General features: G+C 74.6%; 19 protein-coding genes. 9 read left to right on the plus strand and 10 right to left on the minus strand.

From position 1 onward, the window contains the following. Positions 1-233: 233 nt before the first annotated feature. A complete protein-coding gene (locus ACWENR_RS06885; RefSeq protein WP_452276108.1) occupies positions 234-491 on the plus strand; it encodes an MYXO-CTERM sorting domain-containing protein in 258 nt (85 codons plus the stop codon). Positions 492-662: 171 nt separating this feature from the next. Continuing rightward, a complete protein-coding gene (locus tag ACWENR_RS06890; RefSeq protein WP_452276109.1) occupies positions 663-1,196 on the plus strand; it encodes an N-acetyltransferase family protein in 534 nt (177 codons plus the stop codon). Positions 1,197-1,222: 26 nt separating this feature from the next. Here ACWENR_RS06890 and ACWENR_RS06895 read toward each other — a convergent pair whose 3' ends face one another. The 3 genes from ACWENR_RS06895 to ACWENR_RS06905 are packed head-to-tail and all read right to left on the minus strand — an operon-like array spanning position 1,223 to position 3,931. Continuing rightward, positions 1,223-2,188: a TIGR03885 family FMN-dependent LLM class oxidoreductase gene (locus tag ACWENR_RS06895; protein WP_452276110.1), complete on the minus strand. Its 966-nt coding sequence runs from the start codon at positions 2,186-2,188 to the stop codon at positions 1,223-1,225. Positions 2,189-2,242: 54 nt separating this feature from the next. Further along, a complete protein-coding gene (locus ACWENR_RS06900; RefSeq protein WP_452276111.1) occupies positions 2,243-3,655 on the minus strand; it encodes an NADP-dependent succinic semialdehyde dehydrogenase in 1,413 nt (470 codons plus the stop codon). A 12-nt stretch (positions 3,656-3,667) separates the two neighbouring features. Continuing rightward, on the minus strand, positions 3,668-3,931 hold the full coding sequence (locus ACWENR_RS06905) for a DUF6343 family protein (RefSeq protein ID WP_091095881.1): 264 nt from the start codon (positions 3,929-3,931) through the stop codon (positions 3,668-3,670). 134 nt (positions 3,932-4,065) lie between these two features. On the opposite strand from ACWENR_RS06905, the gene ACWENR_RS06910 reads away from it, so the two are divergent. Both ACWENR_RS06910 and ACWENR_RS06915 read left to right on the plus strand, forming a co-directional pair. Further along, on the plus strand, positions 4,066-4,677 hold the full coding sequence (locus tag ACWENR_RS06910; protein ID WP_452276112.1) for an antibiotic biosynthesis monooxygenase: 612 nt from the start codon (positions 4,066-4,068) through the stop codon (positions 4,675-4,677). A 195-nt stretch (positions 4,678-4,872) separates the two neighbouring features. Next, positions 4,873-5,724, plus strand: a complete 852-nt coding sequence (locus ACWENR_RS06915) for a GDSL-type esterase/lipase family protein (protein WP_452276113.1) — start codon at positions 4,873-4,875, stop codon at positions 5,722-5,724. A 163-nt stretch (positions 5,725-5,887) separates the two neighbouring features. On the opposite strand, the gene ACWENR_RS06920 is transcribed toward ACWENR_RS06915, so the two are convergent. From ACWENR_RS06920 to ACWENR_RS06930, 3 genes are all read right to left on the minus strand, one after another. Beyond that, positions 5,888-6,655 (minus strand): EcsC family protein, encoded by a 768-nt coding sequence (locus ACWENR_RS06920; protein WP_452276114.1) that lies wholly within the window; start codon positions 6,653-6,655, stop codon positions 5,888-5,890. Between the two features lie 35 nt (positions 6,656-6,690). Beyond that, positions 6,691-6,834 (minus strand): hypothetical protein, encoded by a 144-nt coding sequence (locus ACWENR_RS06925; protein WP_452276115.1) that lies wholly within the window; start codon positions 6,832-6,834, stop codon positions 6,691-6,693. Positions 6,835-6,937: 103 nt separating this feature from the next. Further along, entirely contained in the window at positions 6,938-7,780 is an 843-nt protein-coding gene (locus ACWENR_RS06930) for a peptidase M23 (RefSeq protein WP_452276116.1), read from the minus strand. Between the two features lie 422 nt (positions 7,781-8,202). Here ACWENR_RS06930 and ACWENR_RS06935 point away from each other — a divergent pair, with 422 nt between their 5' ends. Genes ACWENR_RS06935 through ACWENR_RS06945 form a run of 3 tightly spaced genes read left to right on the plus strand, consistent with a single transcriptional unit; the run spans position 8,203 to position 10,301 of the window. Beyond that, positions 8,203-9,123, plus strand: a complete 921-nt coding sequence (locus ACWENR_RS06935) for a proteasome assembly chaperone family protein (RefSeq protein WP_452276117.1) — start codon at positions 8,203-8,205, stop codon at positions 9,121-9,123. Positions 9,124-9,160: 37 nt separating this feature from the next. Continuing rightward, a complete protein-coding gene (locus ACWENR_RS06940; protein ID WP_452276118.1) occupies positions 9,161-9,958 on the plus strand; it encodes an exodeoxyribonuclease III in 798 nt (265 codons plus the stop codon). A 28-nt stretch (positions 9,959-9,986) separates the two neighbouring features. Next, positions 9,987-10,301 carry an antibiotic biosynthesis monooxygenase family protein gene (locus tag ACWENR_RS06945; RefSeq protein WP_452276119.1) on the plus strand — a complete coding sequence of 105 codons (315 nt, stop codon included), beginning with the start codon at positions 9,987-9,989 and terminating at the stop codon, positions 10,299-10,301. Positions 10,302-10,569: 268 nt separating this feature from the next. Here ACWENR_RS06945 and ACWENR_RS06950 read toward each other — a convergent pair whose 3' ends face one another. Beyond that, on the minus strand, positions 10,570-11,247 hold the full coding sequence (locus ACWENR_RS06950; RefSeq protein WP_452276120.1) for a class F sortase: 678 nt from the start codon (positions 11,245-11,247) through the stop codon (positions 10,570-10,572). A gap of 6 nt (positions 11,248-11,253) precedes the next feature. Next, a complete protein-coding gene (locus tag ACWENR_RS06955; protein WP_452276154.1) occupies positions 11,254-12,027 on the minus strand; it encodes a hypothetical protein in 774 nt (257 codons plus the stop codon). 140 nt (positions 12,028-12,167) lie between these two features. On the opposite strand from ACWENR_RS06955, the gene trmB reads away from it, so the two are divergent. Both trmB and ACWENR_RS06965 read left to right on the plus strand, forming a co-directional pair. Then, complete coding sequence (trmB, locus tag ACWENR_RS06960; protein WP_452276121.1) at positions 12,168-12,887, plus strand: tRNA (guanosine(46)-N7)-methyltransferase TrmB; 720 nt, start codon at positions 12,168-12,170, stop codon at positions 12,885-12,887. 105 nt (positions 12,888-12,992) lie between these two features. Next, on the plus strand, positions 12,993-15,497 hold the full coding sequence (locus tag ACWENR_RS06965) for a DEAD/DEAH box helicase (protein WP_452276122.1): 2,505 nt from the start codon (positions 12,993-12,995) through the stop codon (positions 15,495-15,497). Positions 15,498-15,855: 358 nt separating this feature from the next. On the opposite strand, the gene ACWENR_RS06970 is transcribed toward ACWENR_RS06965, so the two are convergent. Next, the gene (locus ACWENR_RS06970; RefSeq protein WP_452276123.1) at positions 15,856-17,058 is read right to left on the minus strand and encodes an ABC transporter permease; all 1,203 of its coding nucleotides are present in this window, start codon (positions 17,056-17,058) and stop codon (positions 15,856-15,858) included. Beyond that, entirely contained in the window at positions 17,055-17,708 is a 654-nt protein-coding gene (locus ACWENR_RS06975) for an ABC transporter ATP-binding protein (protein WP_452276155.1), read from the minus strand. The genes ACWENR_RS06970 and ACWENR_RS06975 overlap by 4 nt, the downstream gene beginning before the upstream one ends. Positions 17,709-17,723 lie beyond the last annotated feature (15 nt).

Genomic DNA, 17,723 nt, shown 5'->3' on the forward strand with positions numbered 1-17,723 from the left:
GGCTCCCCTAACCGGCCGCGCCCGCCCCGCACTCGGCCCCGGGGGGGGGGGGCCGGGCGCCCCCCCCCCCGGACCCGCTCGGCGGTCGGCCGCCCCGGTCGCACCGCCCGACACCTGCTCGGCGGGTCGCGCCGGGAACGACTCGTCGCGCCCACCGAGGACAGGCCGCCGGCAGCGCCCTGACCGCGATCAGCCGGCCCGGAGCCTGGCGGAGCCCGCCTACCATCACGGCCATGGATGCCATGGGATGGACCCTGACCGGGATCGCGGTGACGGTCGCCGCCCTCGTCCTGGTCGTGCTGCTACGCAGGCGCCGGGCGTCGCCGCCCGCCGGGCGGGACGCGGCGTTGGCGGCGGCGCGCACGGCCATCCGGCAGTCCCGCCGGGACGGACGGCGCCGGGGGCGGGGCAGCCTCCGCGGCGAGGGGTACGGCGGGGATCCCGGCACGATGCACGACGCCAGCTCCGGCGGCTCGGACGGGACGCCCTGACCGCCCGGCGCGACTGTCGCCCAGAGCGGTGAACCGGCTACGACGTCAGCCCGACAGCACGAGCGCGGGAAACCGCCACCCCGGCCTGGCCCCTGGCGTCGAGGGTCGACGCCAGCCGGCCCGCCCGCGCCGAAGCGCATCGAGCCCCTTCGCTGTAGCAGCATGTCCGTCATGACCGAGCAGCGCGACCTCGTCCTGCGTCCCGGTGGCCCGGCCGACGCGCCCGCCGTCCTGCGGCTGCTCGACGACGCCACCGCCTGGCTCGTGGCGCGGGGCCGCACCGGTCAGTGGGGCACCGAGCCCGCCTCGACCGATCCGCGACGCATCGGGCAGGCCGACGCCTGGGCGACGGGCGGCGGGCTGTGGTTGGCGATGCTGGGCGACCGGCCCGTCGGCGCGCTGGTGGTGGGCGCGGCGACGGAGTACGTGCCGCCGGCCACCGAACCCGAGCTGTACGTCAACCTGCTGGTCACCGACCGGGCGCACAAGGGTGCGGGGATCGGCGGCCGGCTGCTCGCCCACGCCGCCGAGCTGGCCCGGGAGCGCGGTCTCGGCCTGCTCCGGGTCGACTGCTACGCGGGCGGCGACGGCGCGCTGGTCCGCTGGTACGAGCGGCAGGGCTTCACCCCCACCGGCCCGTTCACGGTCGAGCGCGCCGGCCGCGACCCGTGGCCCGGGCAGGTGCTCGTGCGCCGCCTGCCCTGACCCGGGCCGCCCGACCCTGGCACCGCTCAGCCGGCGCTGCGCAGCTTCGGCAGCACCTCCGCGCCGAACGTGTCGATGAAGGCCCGCTGTTCCTGCCCGACGTGGTGCAGGGCGATCTGGTCGAAGCCGAGCTCCAGGTACTCCTCCAGCCAGCCGACGTGCCGCCCGAGGTCGGCGGAGACGTTCACGACGTCGTGGACCCTCTCCATCGGCACGTCCCGCGAGACCACGTCGAAGTGTTCCGGGGTCTCCAGGTCCCAGCAGACCGGCGGCGTGAAGACGTTGCTGCGCCACTGGTCGTACGCGATCCGCTCGGCCTCGGCCTGCTCCGGCGCCCAGCTCACGTGCACCTGCAGGTGCAGCGGCCCGCGCCCGCCGGCGTCCCGGTACGCGTCGATCATCTGCCGCAGGTGCGCGGTCGGGGCGTTCACGGTGATCAGACCGTCGGCCCACTCGGCGCACCAGCGGGCGGTGGCGACGCTCACCGCCGCGCCGATCAGCGCCGGCGGCTGCTCCGGCCGGGTCCACAGCTTCGCCCGGTCGACCCGGACCAGACCGTCGTGGCTGACCTCCTCGCCGGCCAGCAGCGCGCGGATCACGTCCACGCACTCGCGCAGCCGGGCGGTACGCACGTCCTTGCGCGGCCAGCCGTCGCCGGTGATGTGTTCGTTGCTCGCCTCGCCGGTGCCCAGGGCGGCCCAGAACCGGCCCGGGTACATCGCCGCGAGGGTGCCGATGGCCTGCGCGATGATCGCCGGGTGATAGCGCTGGCCGGGCGCGTTGACCACCCCGAAGGACAGGTTGGTGGCCTGGAGCGCGGCGCCGAGCCACGACCAGGCGAAGCCGGACTGGCCCTGCCGCTCGCTCCAGGGCGAGAAGTGGTCCGAGGACATGGCGGCGTCGAAGCCCGCCCGCTCGGCGTGGACCACCGCGTCCAGCAGGGCGCGGGGATGGATCTGCTCGTGGGACGCGTGGAAGCCGAACACCGTCATGGCGTCTCTCCCTACCCATGACGGCGCCCGGCTACGCCGACGGACGGAGGCGGACTACTCCGCGTGCGCGCCCGCGCCGGCCGAGGCGGCCCCCTCGCCCACCCAGACGGTCTTGGTGTTGCAGAACTCCCGCATGCCCAGCGCGGAGAGCTCCCGGCCGTGGCCGGAGTTCTTCACCCCGCCGAAGGGCAGCTCGGGGTAGGACGTCGTCATCCCGTTGACGAAGACGTTGCCGGCGTCCAGGTCGGTGGCGAAGCGCTCCTGCTCGGCGGGGTCCCGCGTCCAGGCGTTCGAGCCCAGCCCGAAGGCGGTGCCGTTGGCCACCTCGATCGCCTCTTCGTACGACGACACCCGGTAGAGGCCGGCGACGGGCCCGAAGACCTCCTCGGACCACATCCGCATCTCCGGTCGCAGGTCGGTGACCACGGTCGGCGGGTAGTACCAGCCGGGGCCGGCGGGCGGCTCGCCGCCGCAGAGCACGGTGGCGCCCCTGTCGACCGCGTCCCGCACCTGGGCGTGGATCTCGTCGCGGCCGCCCTCGCTGGCCAGCGGGCCGACGTCGGTGTCGGGGTCCATCGGGTCGCCGACCCGCAGGGCCGACATGTTCGCGGCGAACTTCTCGGCGAAGGCGTCGAAGACGTCGGCGTGCACGATGAACCGCTTGGCGGCGATGCAGGACTGGCCGTTGTTCTGGCAGCGGGCGGTGGTGGCGACCTCGGCGGCCCGGTCGAGATCGGCCGACGGCATCACCACGAACGGGTCGCTGCCGCCGAGTTCCAGCACCGTCTTCTTCAGTTCCCGCCCGGCGATCTGGGCGATCGAGCGGCCCGCGCCCTCGCTGCCGGTCAGCGTGGCGGCGCGTACCCGGGGGTCGCTGAGCACCCGGTCGACCTCGGCGGAGCCGACGAGCAGCGTCGTGAAGGCCCCCTCCGGGAAGCCGGCACGACGGAACAGGTCCTCCAGCAGCAGCGCGGTCTGCGGCACGTTGGAGGCGTGCTTGAGCAGGCCGGTGTTGCCGGCCATCAGGGCCGGCGCGGCGAAGCGCAGCACCTGCCACAGCGGGAAGTTCCACGGCATCACCGCCAGCACCGGCCCGATCGGCTGGTAGCGGACGAAGGCCCGGGTGGCCTTGACCGCTCCCGCGTCGGCGGGCTCGTCGGCGAGGAACTCGGGTGCCTTCGCCGCGTAGAAGCGGCAGGCGGCGGCGCACTTGGTGACCTCCGCCTGGGCCGAGGCGTACGTCTTGCCCATCTCGGTGGTCATCAGCCGGGCGGTCTCGTCGCGCTCGGCCTCCAGCAGGTCCGCCGCCGCGGTCAGCCACCGCCCTCGCTGCGCGACCGTGGTGCCGCGCAGTTGCCGGTACGCCAGGTCGGCGCGGCCGATGGCGGCGTCGATCTGCTCCTCCGACATCGGGTCGTAGCTCTTGAGCACCTGTCCGGTGGCGGGGTTGGTGGTCGCGATGGGCATCTCGTACTCCTGTCACTCGAAGAGTGAGTGGCGCGCGCCCGGCTCCTCCCGGCGGCGGGCGGCGCGGCGGCGCTGGATGATCACCAGGTCGACCACGGCGACCACCGCGAAGACCACGCAGAGGACCCCCAGCCACACCAGGTCGGCACGGAACGCCAGCACCGCGAAGACGGTCATGGTCACCAGGCCGAACCCGGCGAGCAGGAGGCGCATGTTGAGCGCGCTGTAGGCGTGGCCGACCGTGCCACGGGCGCGCCGGGGCTGCGATCTCGTCATTGCACCGACCTACCCCCGATCGGCCCGCTTAACCCGCCACCGCCGGCGGTGGCGGCCGTCGCCCCCGGTGCGTTGCGTTACACCGGTGCGCCGCGAACCGACCGATCCGGCTCCCGCCGGGGAGGATGGTCGGCATGACCACGACCCACGCGCTGCCGGTGACCGTCGCCGTCGCGCGCCGCACCGACCCCGCCCGGACCAGCGAGATGGTGGCCTGGATGCGGGCGGGCACCGCGCTGGCCGAGGCGTTCCCGGGGTTCCTCGGGTCCGGCTGGGTACGCACCGCGCCCGGCTCCGGGGAGTGGCACATCATCTACCGCTTCGCCGACCACGAGACGCTGCGCCGGTGGGAGGAGTCGCCGCAGCGGCACTGGTGGCTCTCGTCGGCGCAGGGCATCGTCGAGCACACCCGAGTGGAGCGGCGCACCGGCATCGAGGGCTGGTTCGACCCGCCGCGCGAGCAGCTCGTCGAGACAGTGCCGGTCAGCGCCGAGCCGACCGTCCCGCCGCCCTCGCCGCCGCGCTGGAAGCAGGCCGTGACGATCTGGCTGGCCTTCTTCCCGCTCAGCCTCACCGCGACGCTGCTGACCAGTCGTTTCCTTCCCGAGGTGCCGCTGGCGGCCCGGGTGCTGCTGATGACCCTCACGCTGACTCCCCTGATGACCTACCTGGTGCTGCCCCGGATCACCCGGGGGCTGCACTGGTGGCTGCACGGCCAGCGCCCGCCGTGGCGCCCGGCCCGCTGACCGACCCGCTGACCGACCCGCTGCCGGCCCGCTGCCGGTGCGCTGCCGGCCCGCTGCCGGGCCCGGGGGCGTTAGCACGCGGAAGGCACCTCGGGCCAGGCGTCTGCCGTATTGCCGACAGCAGCGGGCGGCGCCACCCCACCCCACGCGTAGAGTTACCGCGCTGTTGCTCTCCGCTGCGGGACTGGGGAAGAGATGCCTCGACGCTGGGTCACCGCCGTCGCCTGCCTGCTGGCACTGGTCGCGCTCGCCTGCGAGGGCGGCGGGGAGCCGGGCTCCCGCCCGCCGCGCGAGACGCCGTCGCCCGGCGCGGGCGGCGGCATCGCGGCGCTCGGCGACTCGATCACCACCGGCTTCGGCTCCTGCCTGGCGCTCACCTCGTGCCAGCGCAACTCCTGGTCCACCGGCGACGGGCTGCGCGTGAACAGCGTCTACCGCCGGCTGCTCGACCGCACCCCCGCCATCCGCAGCCGGGCCCACAACCACGCCCGTCCTGGCGCGCGCGCCGCGTCGCTGGAGGGGCAGGCCCAGCAGGCGGTACGCGACCGCGTCGACCACGTGACCGTGCTGATCGGCGCCAACGACGTGTGCCGGGGCGGCATCGAGGCGATGACCCCCGTGACGCGGTTCCGGGCCGACGTGGACCGCGGCCTGCGGGTGCTGCGGCAGGGCCGGCCGAAGGCGCGGGTGCTGGTGGTGAGCGTCCCGGACCTGTACCGCCTCTGGGAGGTCGGGCACACCGACAGGCGGGCGGTGCGGGCCTGGAAGCGGGGCGTCTGCCCGGCGCTGCTGGCCGACCCGGAGTCGACGGATCCGCTGGACCGGGCGCGCCGCGCGGCCGTCCGGGAGCGGATCGACGACTACAACGCCCAGCTCGCCGCCGCGTGCCGGGCGTACGGCTCGCGCTGCCGCTACGACGGCGGGGCCGTGCACCGGGTGCGCTTCGGGCTGGACCTGGTCAACCCGCTGGACTGGTTCCACCCCAACGCCGCCGGCCAGGACCGGCTGGCCGAGGTGGCCTGGCGCGCCTCGGGCCTGCGCTCCTGACCCACCGACAACCCGGCCACCCCCGGGGGGTGTCGCCCGGCCCGAGGGCCGGCGCGTCCCCGGACAGCGGCCGGCGGGTCCCCCCGGACAGCTCGGGCCGGCGCCCCCCGAACAGCTCGGGGCCGTTGCGCCCCCGACCAGCGGCCGGCGGTCCCCGAACAGGTCAGGGCCGGCGGGGCTCCGGGACGCCGGGGTTGCCGTGCTGGCGGTAGAGCGCGCGGGAGCGCCCGGCCAGGTCCTTGGTGGCCGACGAGTTGGCCCAGGTGCCGAGGATGATCGCCGCGCCGGGCACCACCTTGGCGAAGACGCGCTTCGCCGCGCGCACGCCGGCCATCTGGGCCAGCCGTACGCCCAGGCGCAGCATCACCTTGCCGAGCGGGTTCTGCCCGCCGCTGCCGAACAGGGCGCCCGCGCGCTCCCGGCCGGCGGCCACCCCCAGCGCGAGCCGGGCGCTCTCGGCGACCTTGTGCACCTTCTGCAGCACGAGCAGGTCGGTGGCCCGGTCGGCGTGCGTCGGGTCGACGCCGTACGCGGCGGCGACGTGCAGCACCATCCGGGCCTGGGTCCAGGCCAGCACCCCCACGTCGATCACGGCGCCGGGCAGCCCGGCGGCGCCCGAGACGGCGCCGGAGAGCCGGGCGTGGTTGACGAACTTGCGTACGGCCTGTTCGGCCAGCACCTCGACGGAGGCCCCGGGCTGCTCGGCCCGGGCCCGCGCGGCCCACTGCGCCGCCTCCGGCCCCAGCCGGCGCACGGCCTCCAGGGCGAGATGCTCCGGGGCGTACTGCGGGTCCTCCCGCATCCGGTCCCAGAGCTTGAGCGGCGGCGCCTCCGGCACGTCCTGCGGGGGCGCGGGCACCACCGCCGGCGGCTGGGACGCTCCCGCGGCGGGCGGGAGCGGCTGGCCGTCGGTGGGCGCGGGATCGGTCACGGGGTCTCCCGGGGGTCGGAGATCGTCGAGGGGGATCAGCGGCGGTTCTGGAGCTTGGCGGCGAGGCCCTTCAGCTTCTGCTGGGTGCCGGGCTTGGCCAGCTCGCGCCGGCCGCGGTCGACCAGCTGCTGGCCCTTGGGCGAGCGCAGGAAGGTGCTGAGCCGCTGCATCAGAGACATGTCGTCCTCCAGTCGGTGGTGCCTCTTCCATGTGTACCTCGGGGCGACAACCTCTGTACCCCGTACGCCCGAAGAGCAACCGTCCACTGTGGTCGAAGGAAGACTACTGCCCCGCCTCCACGATCGCCTCGACGACCTCCGCGGCCCGCCACTCGTGCTTGGCGTAGTGCTCCGGGTAGGCGGAGATCTGCACCGCCTGGGCGGCGTCGGTCAGCCGCATCTGCTGCCAGCCGGGCACCTCGGCCAGGGCGGAGAGGAACTGCCGGGTGGCGAACGCCGGGTCCATCAGCTGGCCCACCTCGCCCCAGCCGCTGCTGGAGCGCTGCTGGAACAGCCCGACCGAGTCGTGGTCCCAGCCGATGCCCTGGTGCGGGTAGTTCTGCGACTCGGGGAGCACGCCGCTGGCGACGTTGTAGAGGTTGCTCTCCTGCATCGCGGTGGCGACGGCGATCACGAGCGCCCGCCGGGGCATCCCCATCTTGCGGCCCGTCCGCACGATGACCTCGGCGTTCTCCATCTGGGCGTTGTCGAGACCGGCCACGGGGGCGGGGTCGACGGGCTTGCGCTTGGTCTTCTTCGGGGCGGGGGTGGTGGTGTCCGGGTCGGCGGCGGGGGTCGGGCTGGCGGGGGCGGACACCGGGAGGCGTTCCCGGTCGCGGGAGGCCGGGCCCGGCTCGGCGCGCTCGGCGAGCGCGGAGGGGGCGGCGACGGGGGCCGCGTCGCCGGAGTCGTCCCGGCCACCCTGGGCGACGGCGGTGAGGCTGAGGCAGCACAGCACGCCGGTGGCGAGGGCGACCCGGGCCCGGACGGGCCCGGCCAGCAGCAGCCGGGCGTACGCCCCGGCCGAGCGGAGACCGGCCGGCCGGTCGTCTGAGGGGGTATCGTCCGAACGGTCGATCGGGTCACCGGGGGTGATCTGGTGGTCGAGGGTGCGGTCGTCACGCATCAGCCGAGGCTAGGCAGACGCAAACTCCGATCACCCGGGGTGATGTCGTGGCATTTTTCACGAAACCGTCCCCGCCGGCCGGACGGTCCACCCGATCCGCGGACCCGGCGGGACGTACCTCGCGGACCGGTCAGACCTCGCAGCCCGATCCGGGGCGCCCCTCGGCGCACGGAAGGTGGACGTAGCGCCGCCCCGGCGCCCATGATCCACAAACTCGCCCTTCCGGCCGATACGCTGGTCACCCTGACGGCCACCGCTCGACGGCCGACGGTGGAGTTGCGGGGAAACGCCCCGATTGCCGATCGGCCCGGCGACCCCCGCGAGGCCGCCGGCAGGAATGCACGAGGATGGCGCGTACGTTCCCCGAACGGGTGCCGTCCCCGCGCGGCGACCCGTACGCACGACCAGGGAGGTCCGCACCGGTGCTCGACCCACACGAGCTCTACGAACTCACCGACGAGCTGCCCGACCTCGGTCAGCCCGTCCTGATCCAGGCCCTCACCGGGTTCGTCGACGCCGGCAGCGCCACCCGACTGGCCAGGGAACAGCTGCTCACCTCGCTGGAGTCCCGCCCGATCGCCCGGTTCGACGTCGACCAGCTCTTCGACTACCGGTCCCGCCGGCCGGTGATGACCTTCGTCGAGGACCGCTGGGAGTCGTACGACGCCCCGGCGCTTGAGCTGCACCTGCTGCGCGACGACGACGAGACGCCCTTCCTGCTGCTCACCGGCCCCGAGCCGGACCTGCAGTGGGAGCGCTTCGTGGCCGCCGTCGGCGCGCTCGCCACGCGGCTGGACGTCCGGCTCACCGTGGGGCTCAACGCGATCCCGATGGCCGTGCCGCACACCCGGCCCGCCGGGGTGACCGCCCACGCGACCCGGCGCGAGCTGATCGCCGGCTACGAGCCGTGGTTGCAGCGGGTCCAGGTGCCGGGCAGCGTCGGGCATTTGCTGGAGTTCCGCCTCGGCGAGTTGGGCCGCGACGCCCTCGGCTTCGCCGCCCACGTGCCGCACTACGTGGCGCAGACCGAGTACCCGGCCGCCGCCGAGGTGCTGCTCGCCTCCGTGTCCCGCAGCACCGGGCTGCTGCTGCCCCGCGACGGGCTGCGCTCCGCCGCCGACGTGGTCCGGCTGGAGATCGACCGCCAGGTCGCGCAGACCGACGAGGCCGCCCAGCTCGTGCAGGCCCTGGAGGAGCAGTACGACGCGTTCGCGCGCGGCCGGGGCGAGCGGAGCCTGCTCGCGCCCGAGGCCGGGCCGCTGCCCACCGCCGACGAGCTGGGGGCCGAGCTGGAGCGGTTCCTGGCCGAGCAGACCCGCCCGGGCGACACCCCGGGCGCCTGACGCGGCGGCGCGGGCGCGGATGGGGCAGGCTTGAGCCATGCGCCTGGCGACCTGGAACGTGAACTCGGTGAAGGCCCGCCTGCCCCGGCTGCTGGAGTGGCTGGCGGGCACCGGGCCGGACGTCGTCTGCCTGCAGGAGACGAAGTGCCCGGACGGGGCGTTCCCGGTGGCCGAGGTGGGCGAGCTGGGCTACACGGTGGCCAGCCACAGTGACGGCCGGTGGAACGGCGTGGCCATCCTGTCCCGGGTCGGCCTGGCCGACGTGGTGGTGGGGTTCCCCGACGAGCCGGGGTTCCCCGAGCCGGAGGCCCGGGCCATCTCCGCCACCTGCGCCGGGGTGCGGGTCTGGTCGGTGTACGTGCCGAACGGCCGCGCACCCGACGACCCGCACTACACCTACAAGCTGGCCTGGTTCGCGGCGCTGCGGGACGCCCTCGAGACGGAGCTGGCGGGCGGGCTGCCGGTGGCGGTCTGCGGGGACTTCAACGTGGCGCCCACCGACGCCGACGTCTGGGACCCGAAGGTGTTCACGCACTCCACCCACGTCACGCCGGCCGAGCGGGCGGCCCTGGCGGAGCTGCGCGACCTCGGCCTCTCCGACGTGGTGCCCACGCCGATGAAGGGCCCGCACCCGTTCACCTACTGGGACTACCGGGCCGGGATGTTCCACCAGAACAAGGGCATGCGGATCGACCTGGTGTACGCGTCGGCGCCGTTCGCCAGGGCGGTCCGCTCGGCGTACGTGGACCGGGAGGCCCGCAAGGGCAAGGGCCCGTCCGACCACGCCCCGATCGTGGTCGACGCCGAGCTGGTTCCGGCGGTCGAGTCGTTCTGACCCCCGGCGGCGTGACTAGGGTGGAGCCATGGCAGTCGTGAAGATCAACGCGATCGACGTCCCTCCCGGCGCGGGCGAGGAGCTGGAGAAGCGATTCGCCGCCCGGGCCGGCGCGGTGGAGAACTCCCCCGGATTCCTCGGCTTCGAGCTGCTCCGCCCGGTCGCCGGCGAGAACCGCTACTTCGTCTACACCCGGTGGGAGAGCGAGGAGGCCTACCAGGCCTGGGCCGCCGGCCCCTCCCGCGCCGCCCACGCCGGGTCGGGCGAGAAGCGTCCCCCGGTCGCCTCCGGCGCCACCCTGCTGGAGTTCGAGGTCGTCCAGCAGGTCGCACCGCGCCCCTGACGGGAGCGGTCGTCCAGCAGGTCGCACCGCGCCCCTGACGGCAGCCTGGCTTCCGGCGGCCGTCCCTGACCGCAGCCGGGCTCCAGGCGGTCGTCCCCGACCGCTGCCGGGCGTCAGGCGGCCATCCCTGACCGCTGCCGGGCGTCAGGCGGCCGTCCCCGACCGCTGCCGGGCGTCAGGCGGCCATCCCCGACCGCAGCCGGGCTCCAGGCGGCCGTCCCCGACCGCAGCCGGGCGTCAGGCGGCCATCCCCGACCGCAGCCGGGCGTCAGGCGGGGCGGGAGGAGAGCATGGTGGCGAAGGCGATGACGTTGTCGGCGTAGCCGGTCCGGCCGCCGAGCCAGTCGCCGCCGCAGGTGATCAGGCGCAGGCCCGGCGGGCCCTCGTCGCCGTAGACCCGCTCCGCGGGCAGCCGGTCCTTGGGGAAGTGCTCCACCGAGTCGACGCGGAAGACCACGACCGAGCGGTCCGCCCGGGTCACCTCGACCGTGTCACCGGGGCGGAGCTTGCGCAGGTCGTAGAAGACCGACGGGCCGCGCTTGGTGTCCACGTGCCCCACGATCACCGCCGGGCCCGGCTCCCCGGGGGTCGGGCCCCGGTCGTACCAGCCGGTCTCGTCGGCCCGGTCCAGGGGCGGGACGGCGATGGACCCGTCCCGGGCCTGGCCCACGGGCGCCACCGGCGCGGCCACCTCGATCGAGGGGATCGACAGCCGCACCGGCCGGCTGGCCGACAGCGCGCCGTTCCCACCGGCGGCCTGGCGCGGCTCCCCCGCGCCGGCGGCCCAGTCGAACGGCCCGGCCGTACGCCCGAGCCCGGCACCGGTGACGAAGACCCCGAGCAGCACCAGCACCACGGCCAGCGGCACCGACCAGGGGCGGCGGCCGGGCGGCGGCCGGCGCCGGGCCGCGACGGCGGCCGGCTTCGGGGCGGGCGTGGCGGCCATGACGGGCTACCGTCGGGCGACGCCGCGGGCGGAGCGGGGCCGGCGCGCGGCGAGCACCGCCAGGACGATGCCGGTGACGGTCAACGCGATGCCGCCGGGCAGCAGCAGACCTCCCGTGAACCCCCCGGCGCCGCCGCCGAAGCCCGTCGCCGGGCCGCGACTGGGCTTCACCGCCTTGACCACCTGGAGCATGGTCGAGGCGGTCTCGCCGTCGCGGCACTCCAGCTTGATCCGGTAGTTCCCGGGCCGGGTGCGTTCCCGCACCATCGGCGTGGCGGTCAGCAGCCCGCGCTGCGGCTGCACCTGCACCCGGCCGAACGCGTCCGAGACCACCGTCGCGGGGATCGAGTTGTCCCGGCAACTGGCCCGGATGCCGACCAGGAAGCCCGGCTCCACGGTGCTCGGGCTGACCTCCACGAAGACGGCGGGCTCCGGCGGCGTGGGTTGGGGCGCGCCCACCGGCGCGGGCTCCGCCCGCCACACGGCGGCGACCGGAACGCCGACCCGACCGCCGAGGGCCACGGCACGCGGGGCGGTGTCGACCCCTGGGGCGGCAGCCGGAAGGGCGGCCTCGGCCGGCAGGCGACCGGCGGTGCCGGACAGGGCGGACTCGGCCGGGCGGATGGCGGCGCGCGGGGCGGCGCCGGGCAGGGCGGACACGGCCGGGCGGGCGGCGGCGCGCGGGGCGGTGTCGGGCGGGGCGGCCTCGACGGGTGCGGGCGGAAGCAGCGGGCCGACGAGCGCGGACGCGATAGCCAGCGCGAGACCGAGGCGGTGCACCGACACGACGCCCCCTCCCGGCGCGTTGGGGCAGTGCCGGGCAACACCAGACACCCGGCCTGCCGTACGGATGGATCCTCTCATCCCCGGGCGAACATCACATCCGATCCGGGGCGACCGTCGCGTACGCTCGGGTCGTTGTGACCTCCACCGACTTCGCCGCCGCCGCGCCCGCGCCCGCGCCGCCCGCCACCCGGGCCATCCGCACCTTCCATCCGCGCCGCGGCCGGATGAGCAGCCGCCAGACGGAGGCGCTGGACCGGCTCTGGCCGGTCCACGGCCTGCGCGTGCCGGACGAGCCCGGCACGCCGGTGGACCTCGTCGGCCTGTTCGGCCGGCGGGCCCCGGTGGTGCTGGAGATCGGCTCCGGGATGGGCGACACCACCGCCGCGATGGCCGCCGCCGACCCGGATCGAGACTATCTGGCGGTCGAGGTGCACACGCCCGGAATCGCCAACCTGCTGGACCTGGTGGACCGGCGCGGCCTGCGCAACGTGCGGGTGGCCGACGGCGACGCCCTGGACCTGGTGGCGGGCCTGCCGGAGGCGGCGCTGGACGCGGTGCACGTCTTCTTCCCCGACCCGTGGCCCAAGTCCCGCCACCACAAGCGGCGCATCATCCAGCCCGCCCACGTCGCGCTGCTGCGCTCCCGGCTGGCGCCCGGCGGCACCCTGCACTGCGCGACCGACTGGGCCGAGTACGCCGAGGCGATGCGCCAGATCCTGGACGCCGACCTGGGGCTGGCCAACGCGCACGACGGCTTCGCGCCCCGCCCGCCGCACCGCCCGGTCACGAAGTTCGAACGCCGGGCCCTGACCGCCGGCCGCCCCATCTTCGACCTGATCTACCGCCGGTCGTGAGCGGAGGGGCTCGCGGATTCCGATGCCCGAGGGGCCCTTCCGGACGCCTGGCTTGCGGGGCCGGTTGGCGCGCAGGGGCATGATCCAGGCACCATGGGACCCGCTATGACGCTCACCGCCGCGCTGCCGACAAGCGCCGACCCCGACACCCTCTTCGACGCGTTCGCCGGCTGGGCGAAGGAGCGCGGCCTCGACCTCTACCCCCACCAGGAGGAGGCGGTCATCGAGATCGTCTCCGGCGCCAACGTGATCATGAATACGCCGACCGGCTCCGGCAAGAGCCTGGTCGCGATCGCGGCGCACTTCGCGGCCCTGGCCGACGACCGGACGACCTTCTACACCGCGCCGATCAAGGCGCTGGTGTCGGAGAAGTTCTTCGCCCTCTGCGAGGTGTTCGGCGCCGACAACGTCGGCATGCTGACCGGCGACGCCAGCGTCAACGCCGACGCCCCGATCATCTGCTGCACCGCCGAGATCCTGGCCAACCTCGCGCTGCGCGAGGGCGCCCGCGCCGACGTCGGCCAGGTGATCATGGACGAGTTCCACTTCTACGCCGAGCCGGACCGGGGCTGGGCCTGGCAGGTGCCGCTGATCGAGCTGCCGCAGGCGCAGTTCGTCCTGATGTCCGCGACGCTTGGCGACACCACCCGCTTCGTCGACGACCTGACCCGGCGCACCGGCCGGCCGACCGCCGTCGTCCGCTCGGCCGAGCGGCCGGTCCCGCTGATCTTCTCGTACGCGATGACGCCGCTGCACGAGACCCTGGAGGAGCTGCTGGAGACCCGGCAGGCCCCGGTGTACGTCGTGCACTTCACCCAGGCCGCCGCCCTGGAGCGCGCCCAGGCCCTGATGAGCGTCAACGTCTGCACCCGGGCCGAGAAGGACATGATCGCCCAGGCGATCGGGAACTTCCGGTTCACCTCCGGCTTCGGCAAGACGCTGTCCCGGCTGGTGCGGCACGGCATCGGCGTGCACCACGCCGGCATGCTGCCCAAGTACCGCCGGCTGGTGGAGACCCTCGCCCAGGCCGGGCTGCTCAAGGTCATCTGCGGCACCGACACCCTCGGCGTCGGGATCAACGTGCCCATCCGCACCGTGCTCTTCACCGGCCTGAGCAAGTACGACGGCACCCGCACCCGGCTGCTCAAGGCCCGCGAGTTCCACCAGATCGCCGGGCGGGCCGGCCGGGCCGGCTTCGACACCATCGGCCGGGTGGTCGTGCAGGCCCCCGAGCACGTCATCGAGAACGAGAAGGCCCTCGCCAAGGCGGGCGACGACCCGAAGAAGCGGCGCAAGGTGGTGCGCAAGAAGCCGCCGGAGGGCTCGGTCGGCTGGGGCCAGCCCACCTTCGAGCGCCTGGTCGAGGCGGAGCCGGAGCCGCTCACGTCCAGCTTCCAGGTCAGCCACTCGATGCTGCTCAACGTCATCGGCCGCCCCGGCGACGCGTTCGCCGCGATGCGGCACCTGCTCACCGACAACCACGAGGACCGGGCCGCCCAGCGCCGGCACATCCGACGGGCCATCGCCATCTACCGGGCGCTGCGCGCCGGCGGGGTCGTCGAGCAGCTCGCCGAGCCGGACGAGACGGGCCGGCGGGTCCGCCTCACCGTCGACCTCCAGCTCGACTTCGCCCTCAACCAACCGCTGTCGCCGCTGGCCCTCGCCGCGATCGAGCTGCTCGACGTCGAGTCCCCCTCCTACGCCCTCGACGTGCTCTCCGTGATCGAGTCGATCCTCGACGACCCGCGTCAGGTGCTCTCCGCGCAGCAGTTCAAGGCCCGCGGCGAGGCGGTCGCCGCGATGAAGGCCGAGGGCATCGAGTACGAGGCACGCCTCGAACTGCTCGACGAGGTGACCTGGCCCAAGCCCCTCGCCGAGCTGCTGGAGTCGGCGTACGAGATGTACCGGCAGGGGCACCCGTGGGTCGCCGACCACCAGCTCTCCCCCAAGTCCGTCGTCCGGGACATGTACGAGCGGGCGATGACCTTCACCGAGTACGTGCAGTTCTACGGCCTGTCCCGCTCCGAGGGCCTGGTGCTGCGCTATCTCGCCGACGCGTACAAGACGCTGCGGCAGACCGTCCCCGAGGACGCCAAGACCGACGAGCTGGTCGACCTGATCGAGTGGCTCGGCGAGCTGGTCCGCCAGGTCGACTCCAGCCTCATCGACGAGTGGGAGCGGCTGCGCAACCCGTCCGACGTGGCGGAGGTCGCCTCGTCCCTGGCCGACCGGCCGCCGGCGGTCACCCGCAACGCGCGCGCCTTCCGGGTGCTGGTGCGCAACGCCCTGTTCCGCCGGGTCGAGCTGGCCGCGCTGCGCCGCTGGGACCTGCTCGGCGAGCTGGACGCGGCGGACGGCTGGGACGCGGACGCCTGGGCCGACGCGCTGGAGCCGTACTTCGACTCCTACGACGCGATCGGGACCGGGCCGGACGCGCGCGGCCCGGCGCTGCTCATGATCGAGCAGGGCCGGGACCGGTGGACGGTACGGCAGATCCTGGACGACCCCGACGACGACCACGACTGGGGCATCAGCGCCGAGGTCGACCTCGCCGCCTCCGACGAGGCGGGTGCGGCGGTCGTCCGGATCACCTCGGTCGGCCAGCTGTAGGCACCACCACACGCCCCTACTCGACCTCGGTGTCCTCGGGACGCTCCGGGCCAGCGCGGCGAGAGTCGCCAGCGCCGCGGCGAGGTGCCGGGCGGTGGTGCGGACAGGGCGAGACGGACGGCGTTGGGTGCGTGGGCCACGACGACGGTGAAGGCCGCGACGGGGGTGACCGCGATGCCACGACGGGCGGCGGCCGTGACGAAGGTGTCGGCCCGCCACGAATCGGGCAGCCGCCACCAGCAGTGGAAGGCCTGCGGGTCGGCCTCGACGGCGAACTCGGCGAGGTGCTCGCGCACGAGCCGCTGGCGTGCCTCCGCCGGATGGCCTCCGGGAGCACCCCGCACTCGTCCATCGCGAGTCACGGGGCGGCGAGGGCCTGGGTGGGCGAGAGCCGGGCGGCGCGGATCGCCGGGTAGAGACCGGCGATCGCCCCGATCAGCACAGTGGCGGCCACGCCACCGAGCGTCGCCCACGCCGGGACCACCGCTGGCCACTGCTGCGTCGTCGCGTACAGGCTGGTGACCGCGATGCCGAGAAGGACACCGCCTAGACCGCCGAGCGTGGCGAGCAGCAGCGACTCGGCGAGGAACTGGAGCAGAATGTGGCCGCGCGTGGCGCCGAGCGAGCGGCGCAGGCCGATCTCAGCACGGCGTTCGAGGACCGAGATCACCATTGTGTTGGCGACGCCGACGCCGCCGACGAGTAGCGCCACTGCGCCCAGCCCGAGGAGCAGCCCGGTGAATGCCCGATTGGTTGCCTGGCGGGCGGCGAGCGCGTCGGACGGCCGGGAGACCTTGACCTCGTTCGGGGACTCAGGGTTCGCTGTGGCGGCGAGCACCGCCCGCACCGCTTCCACAGCGTCGTCCCGCGTACGCGTGTACACAGCGGTGGGATGCCCGTCGAAGGCGAGCTGCGACCGGGCGGCGGGCCAGCCGACGAGGGCGGCCGAATCCAGCTCGGGCGCGAGCGCCACCGGCTGCAGGATGCCGATGACGGTGAACCATCGCCCGCCCACGGAGATCTGGACGCCCTCGCCCGCGGCGCCGATGCCGAGCCGCCGCGCGGCGGACGCACCGAGAACGACGACCGGATAGGGGCTCGTCGCGTCGTTGAGCCACACCCCGCCGGCGAGCTGCGCCGCCACCGTCGCGGGCAGGTCGAGGTGGGCCGCGAGCACCGACATGCCCCCGGTCTGCACGGCCGGGATGCGATCGCTGCGGTACACGGCCGTGTCGGGCACCCGGCCGACGGCGGCGACCCGGGTCACCGGGCCGATCCGGGAGATCATCGCAACTGTCTCGTCGGGCAGCACCGCCCGGCCGCCGAGCATGGTCTCGCCGGGGGCGACCGTGAGCAGGTTGGTGCCCAGCGCCGCGAGCTGCCGGTCGAGCTGCGCTCGGCTCGACGACGAGAGCCCGACGACGGCGATCATCGCGGCGATGCCGATGGCGATCCCGAGCGCCGAGAGGAAGACGCGCAGGGGCCGCGTACGCAGGCCGGCGGAACCGACGCGAAGCACGTCACCGGAGCGCAGCCGGGCCGGGGTCAGAACCTGCGTCATGCGACCACCTGCCCGTCCCGCATGGTGATCTGCCGTGGCAGGCTCGCCGCGATCTGGTGGTCGTGTGTGATCACCAGGATCGTGGTCCCACTCTCGTGCAGCTCGTGCAGCAGGTGCATGATGCCGGCTCCGGAGGCGGAGTCGAGGTTGCCGGTCGGCTCGTCGGCCAGCAGCAGTGCCGGTTCGGCGACGATCGCCCGGGCGATGGCGACCCGCTGCCGTTCGCCGCCGGACAGCTCGTGTGGTCGGTGCCCCAGCCGGTTGCCGAGGCCGACGCTGATCAGCGCGTGCTCGGCTCGTCTGCGCCGCTGCCGGGCCGGCACGCCGCAATACAGCAGCCCGTCGGCGACATTGTCCACTGCGGACTGCCCCGGCGCGAGGTGGAACTGCTGGAAGACGAACCCGATCCGGTTCGCGCGCAGCGCCGACAGCTGCCGGTCCGACAAGGCCGCCACATCCAGGCCGTCGATGCGTACCGTTCCGCTGGACGGCCGGTCCAGGGTTCCGATCAGGTGCAGCATCGTAGACTTCCCGGACCCCGAGGGGCCGACGATCGCCACCAGCTCGCCGCGGCCGACCGCCAGGCTCACGCCCCTGACCGCCTCGACACCACCTGGGTACGCCTTCGTCACGTCGTCGAGCTCGACCACGTTGTCCACTGCCGT

It is taken from the genome of Micromonospora sp. NPDC004336 (assembly GCF_053602615.1).

Excerpts from the sequence above, each read along its gene's own strand:
- ACWENR_RS06885 (WP_452276108.1), top strand. The coding sequence starts at position 234 with ATGGATGCCATGGGATGGACCCTGACCGGGATCGCGGTGACGGTCGCC.
- ACWENR_RS06890 (WP_452276109.1), top strand. The coding sequence starts at position 663 with ATGACCGAGCAGCGCGACCTCGTCCTGCGTCCCGGTGGCCCGGCCGAC.
- ACWENR_RS06895 (WP_452276110.1), bottom strand. The coding sequence starts at position 2,188 with ATGACGGTGTTCGGCTTCCACGCGTCCCACGAGCAGATCCATCCCCGC.
- ACWENR_RS06900 (WP_452276111.1), bottom strand. The coding sequence starts at position 3,655 with ATGCCCATCGCGACCACCAACCCCGCCACCGGACAGGTGCTCAAGAGC.
- ACWENR_RS06905 (WP_091095881.1), bottom strand. The coding sequence starts at position 3,931 with ATGACGAGATCGCAGCCCCGGCGCGCCCGTGGCACGGTCGGCCACGCC.
- ACWENR_RS06910 (WP_452276112.1), top strand. The coding sequence starts at position 4,066 with ATGACCACGACCCACGCGCTGCCGGTGACCGTCGCCGTCGCGCGCCGC.
- ACWENR_RS06915 (WP_452276113.1), top strand. The coding sequence starts at position 4,873 with ATGCCTCGACGCTGGGTCACCGCCGTCGCCTGCCTGCTGGCACTGGTC.
- ACWENR_RS06925 (WP_452276115.1), bottom strand. The coding sequence starts at position 6,834 with ATGTCTCTGATGCAGCGGCTCAGCACCTTCCTGCGCTCGCCCAAGGGC.
- ACWENR_RS06930 (WP_452276116.1), bottom strand. The coding sequence starts at position 7,780 with ATGCGTGACGACCGCACCCTCGACCACCAGATCACCCCCGGTGACCCG.
- ACWENR_RS06940 (WP_452276118.1), top strand. The coding sequence starts at position 9,161 with ATGCGCCTGGCGACCTGGAACGTGAACTCGGTGAAGGCCCGCCTGCCC.
- ACWENR_RS06945 (WP_452276119.1), top strand. The coding sequence starts at position 9,987 with ATGGCAGTCGTGAAGATCAACGCGATCGACGTCCCTCCCGGCGCGGGC.
- ACWENR_RS06950 (WP_452276120.1), bottom strand. The coding sequence starts at position 11,247 with ATGGCCGCCACGCCCGCCCCGAAGCCGGCCGCCGTCGCGGCCCGGCGC.
- ACWENR_RS06965 (WP_452276122.1), top strand. The coding sequence starts at position 12,993 with ATGACGCTCACCGCCGCGCTGCCGACAAGCGCCGACCCCGACACCCTC.
- ACWENR_RS06970 (WP_452276123.1), bottom strand. The coding sequence starts at position 17,058 with ATGACGCAGGTTCTGACCCCGGCCCGGCTGCGCTCCGGTGACGTGCTT.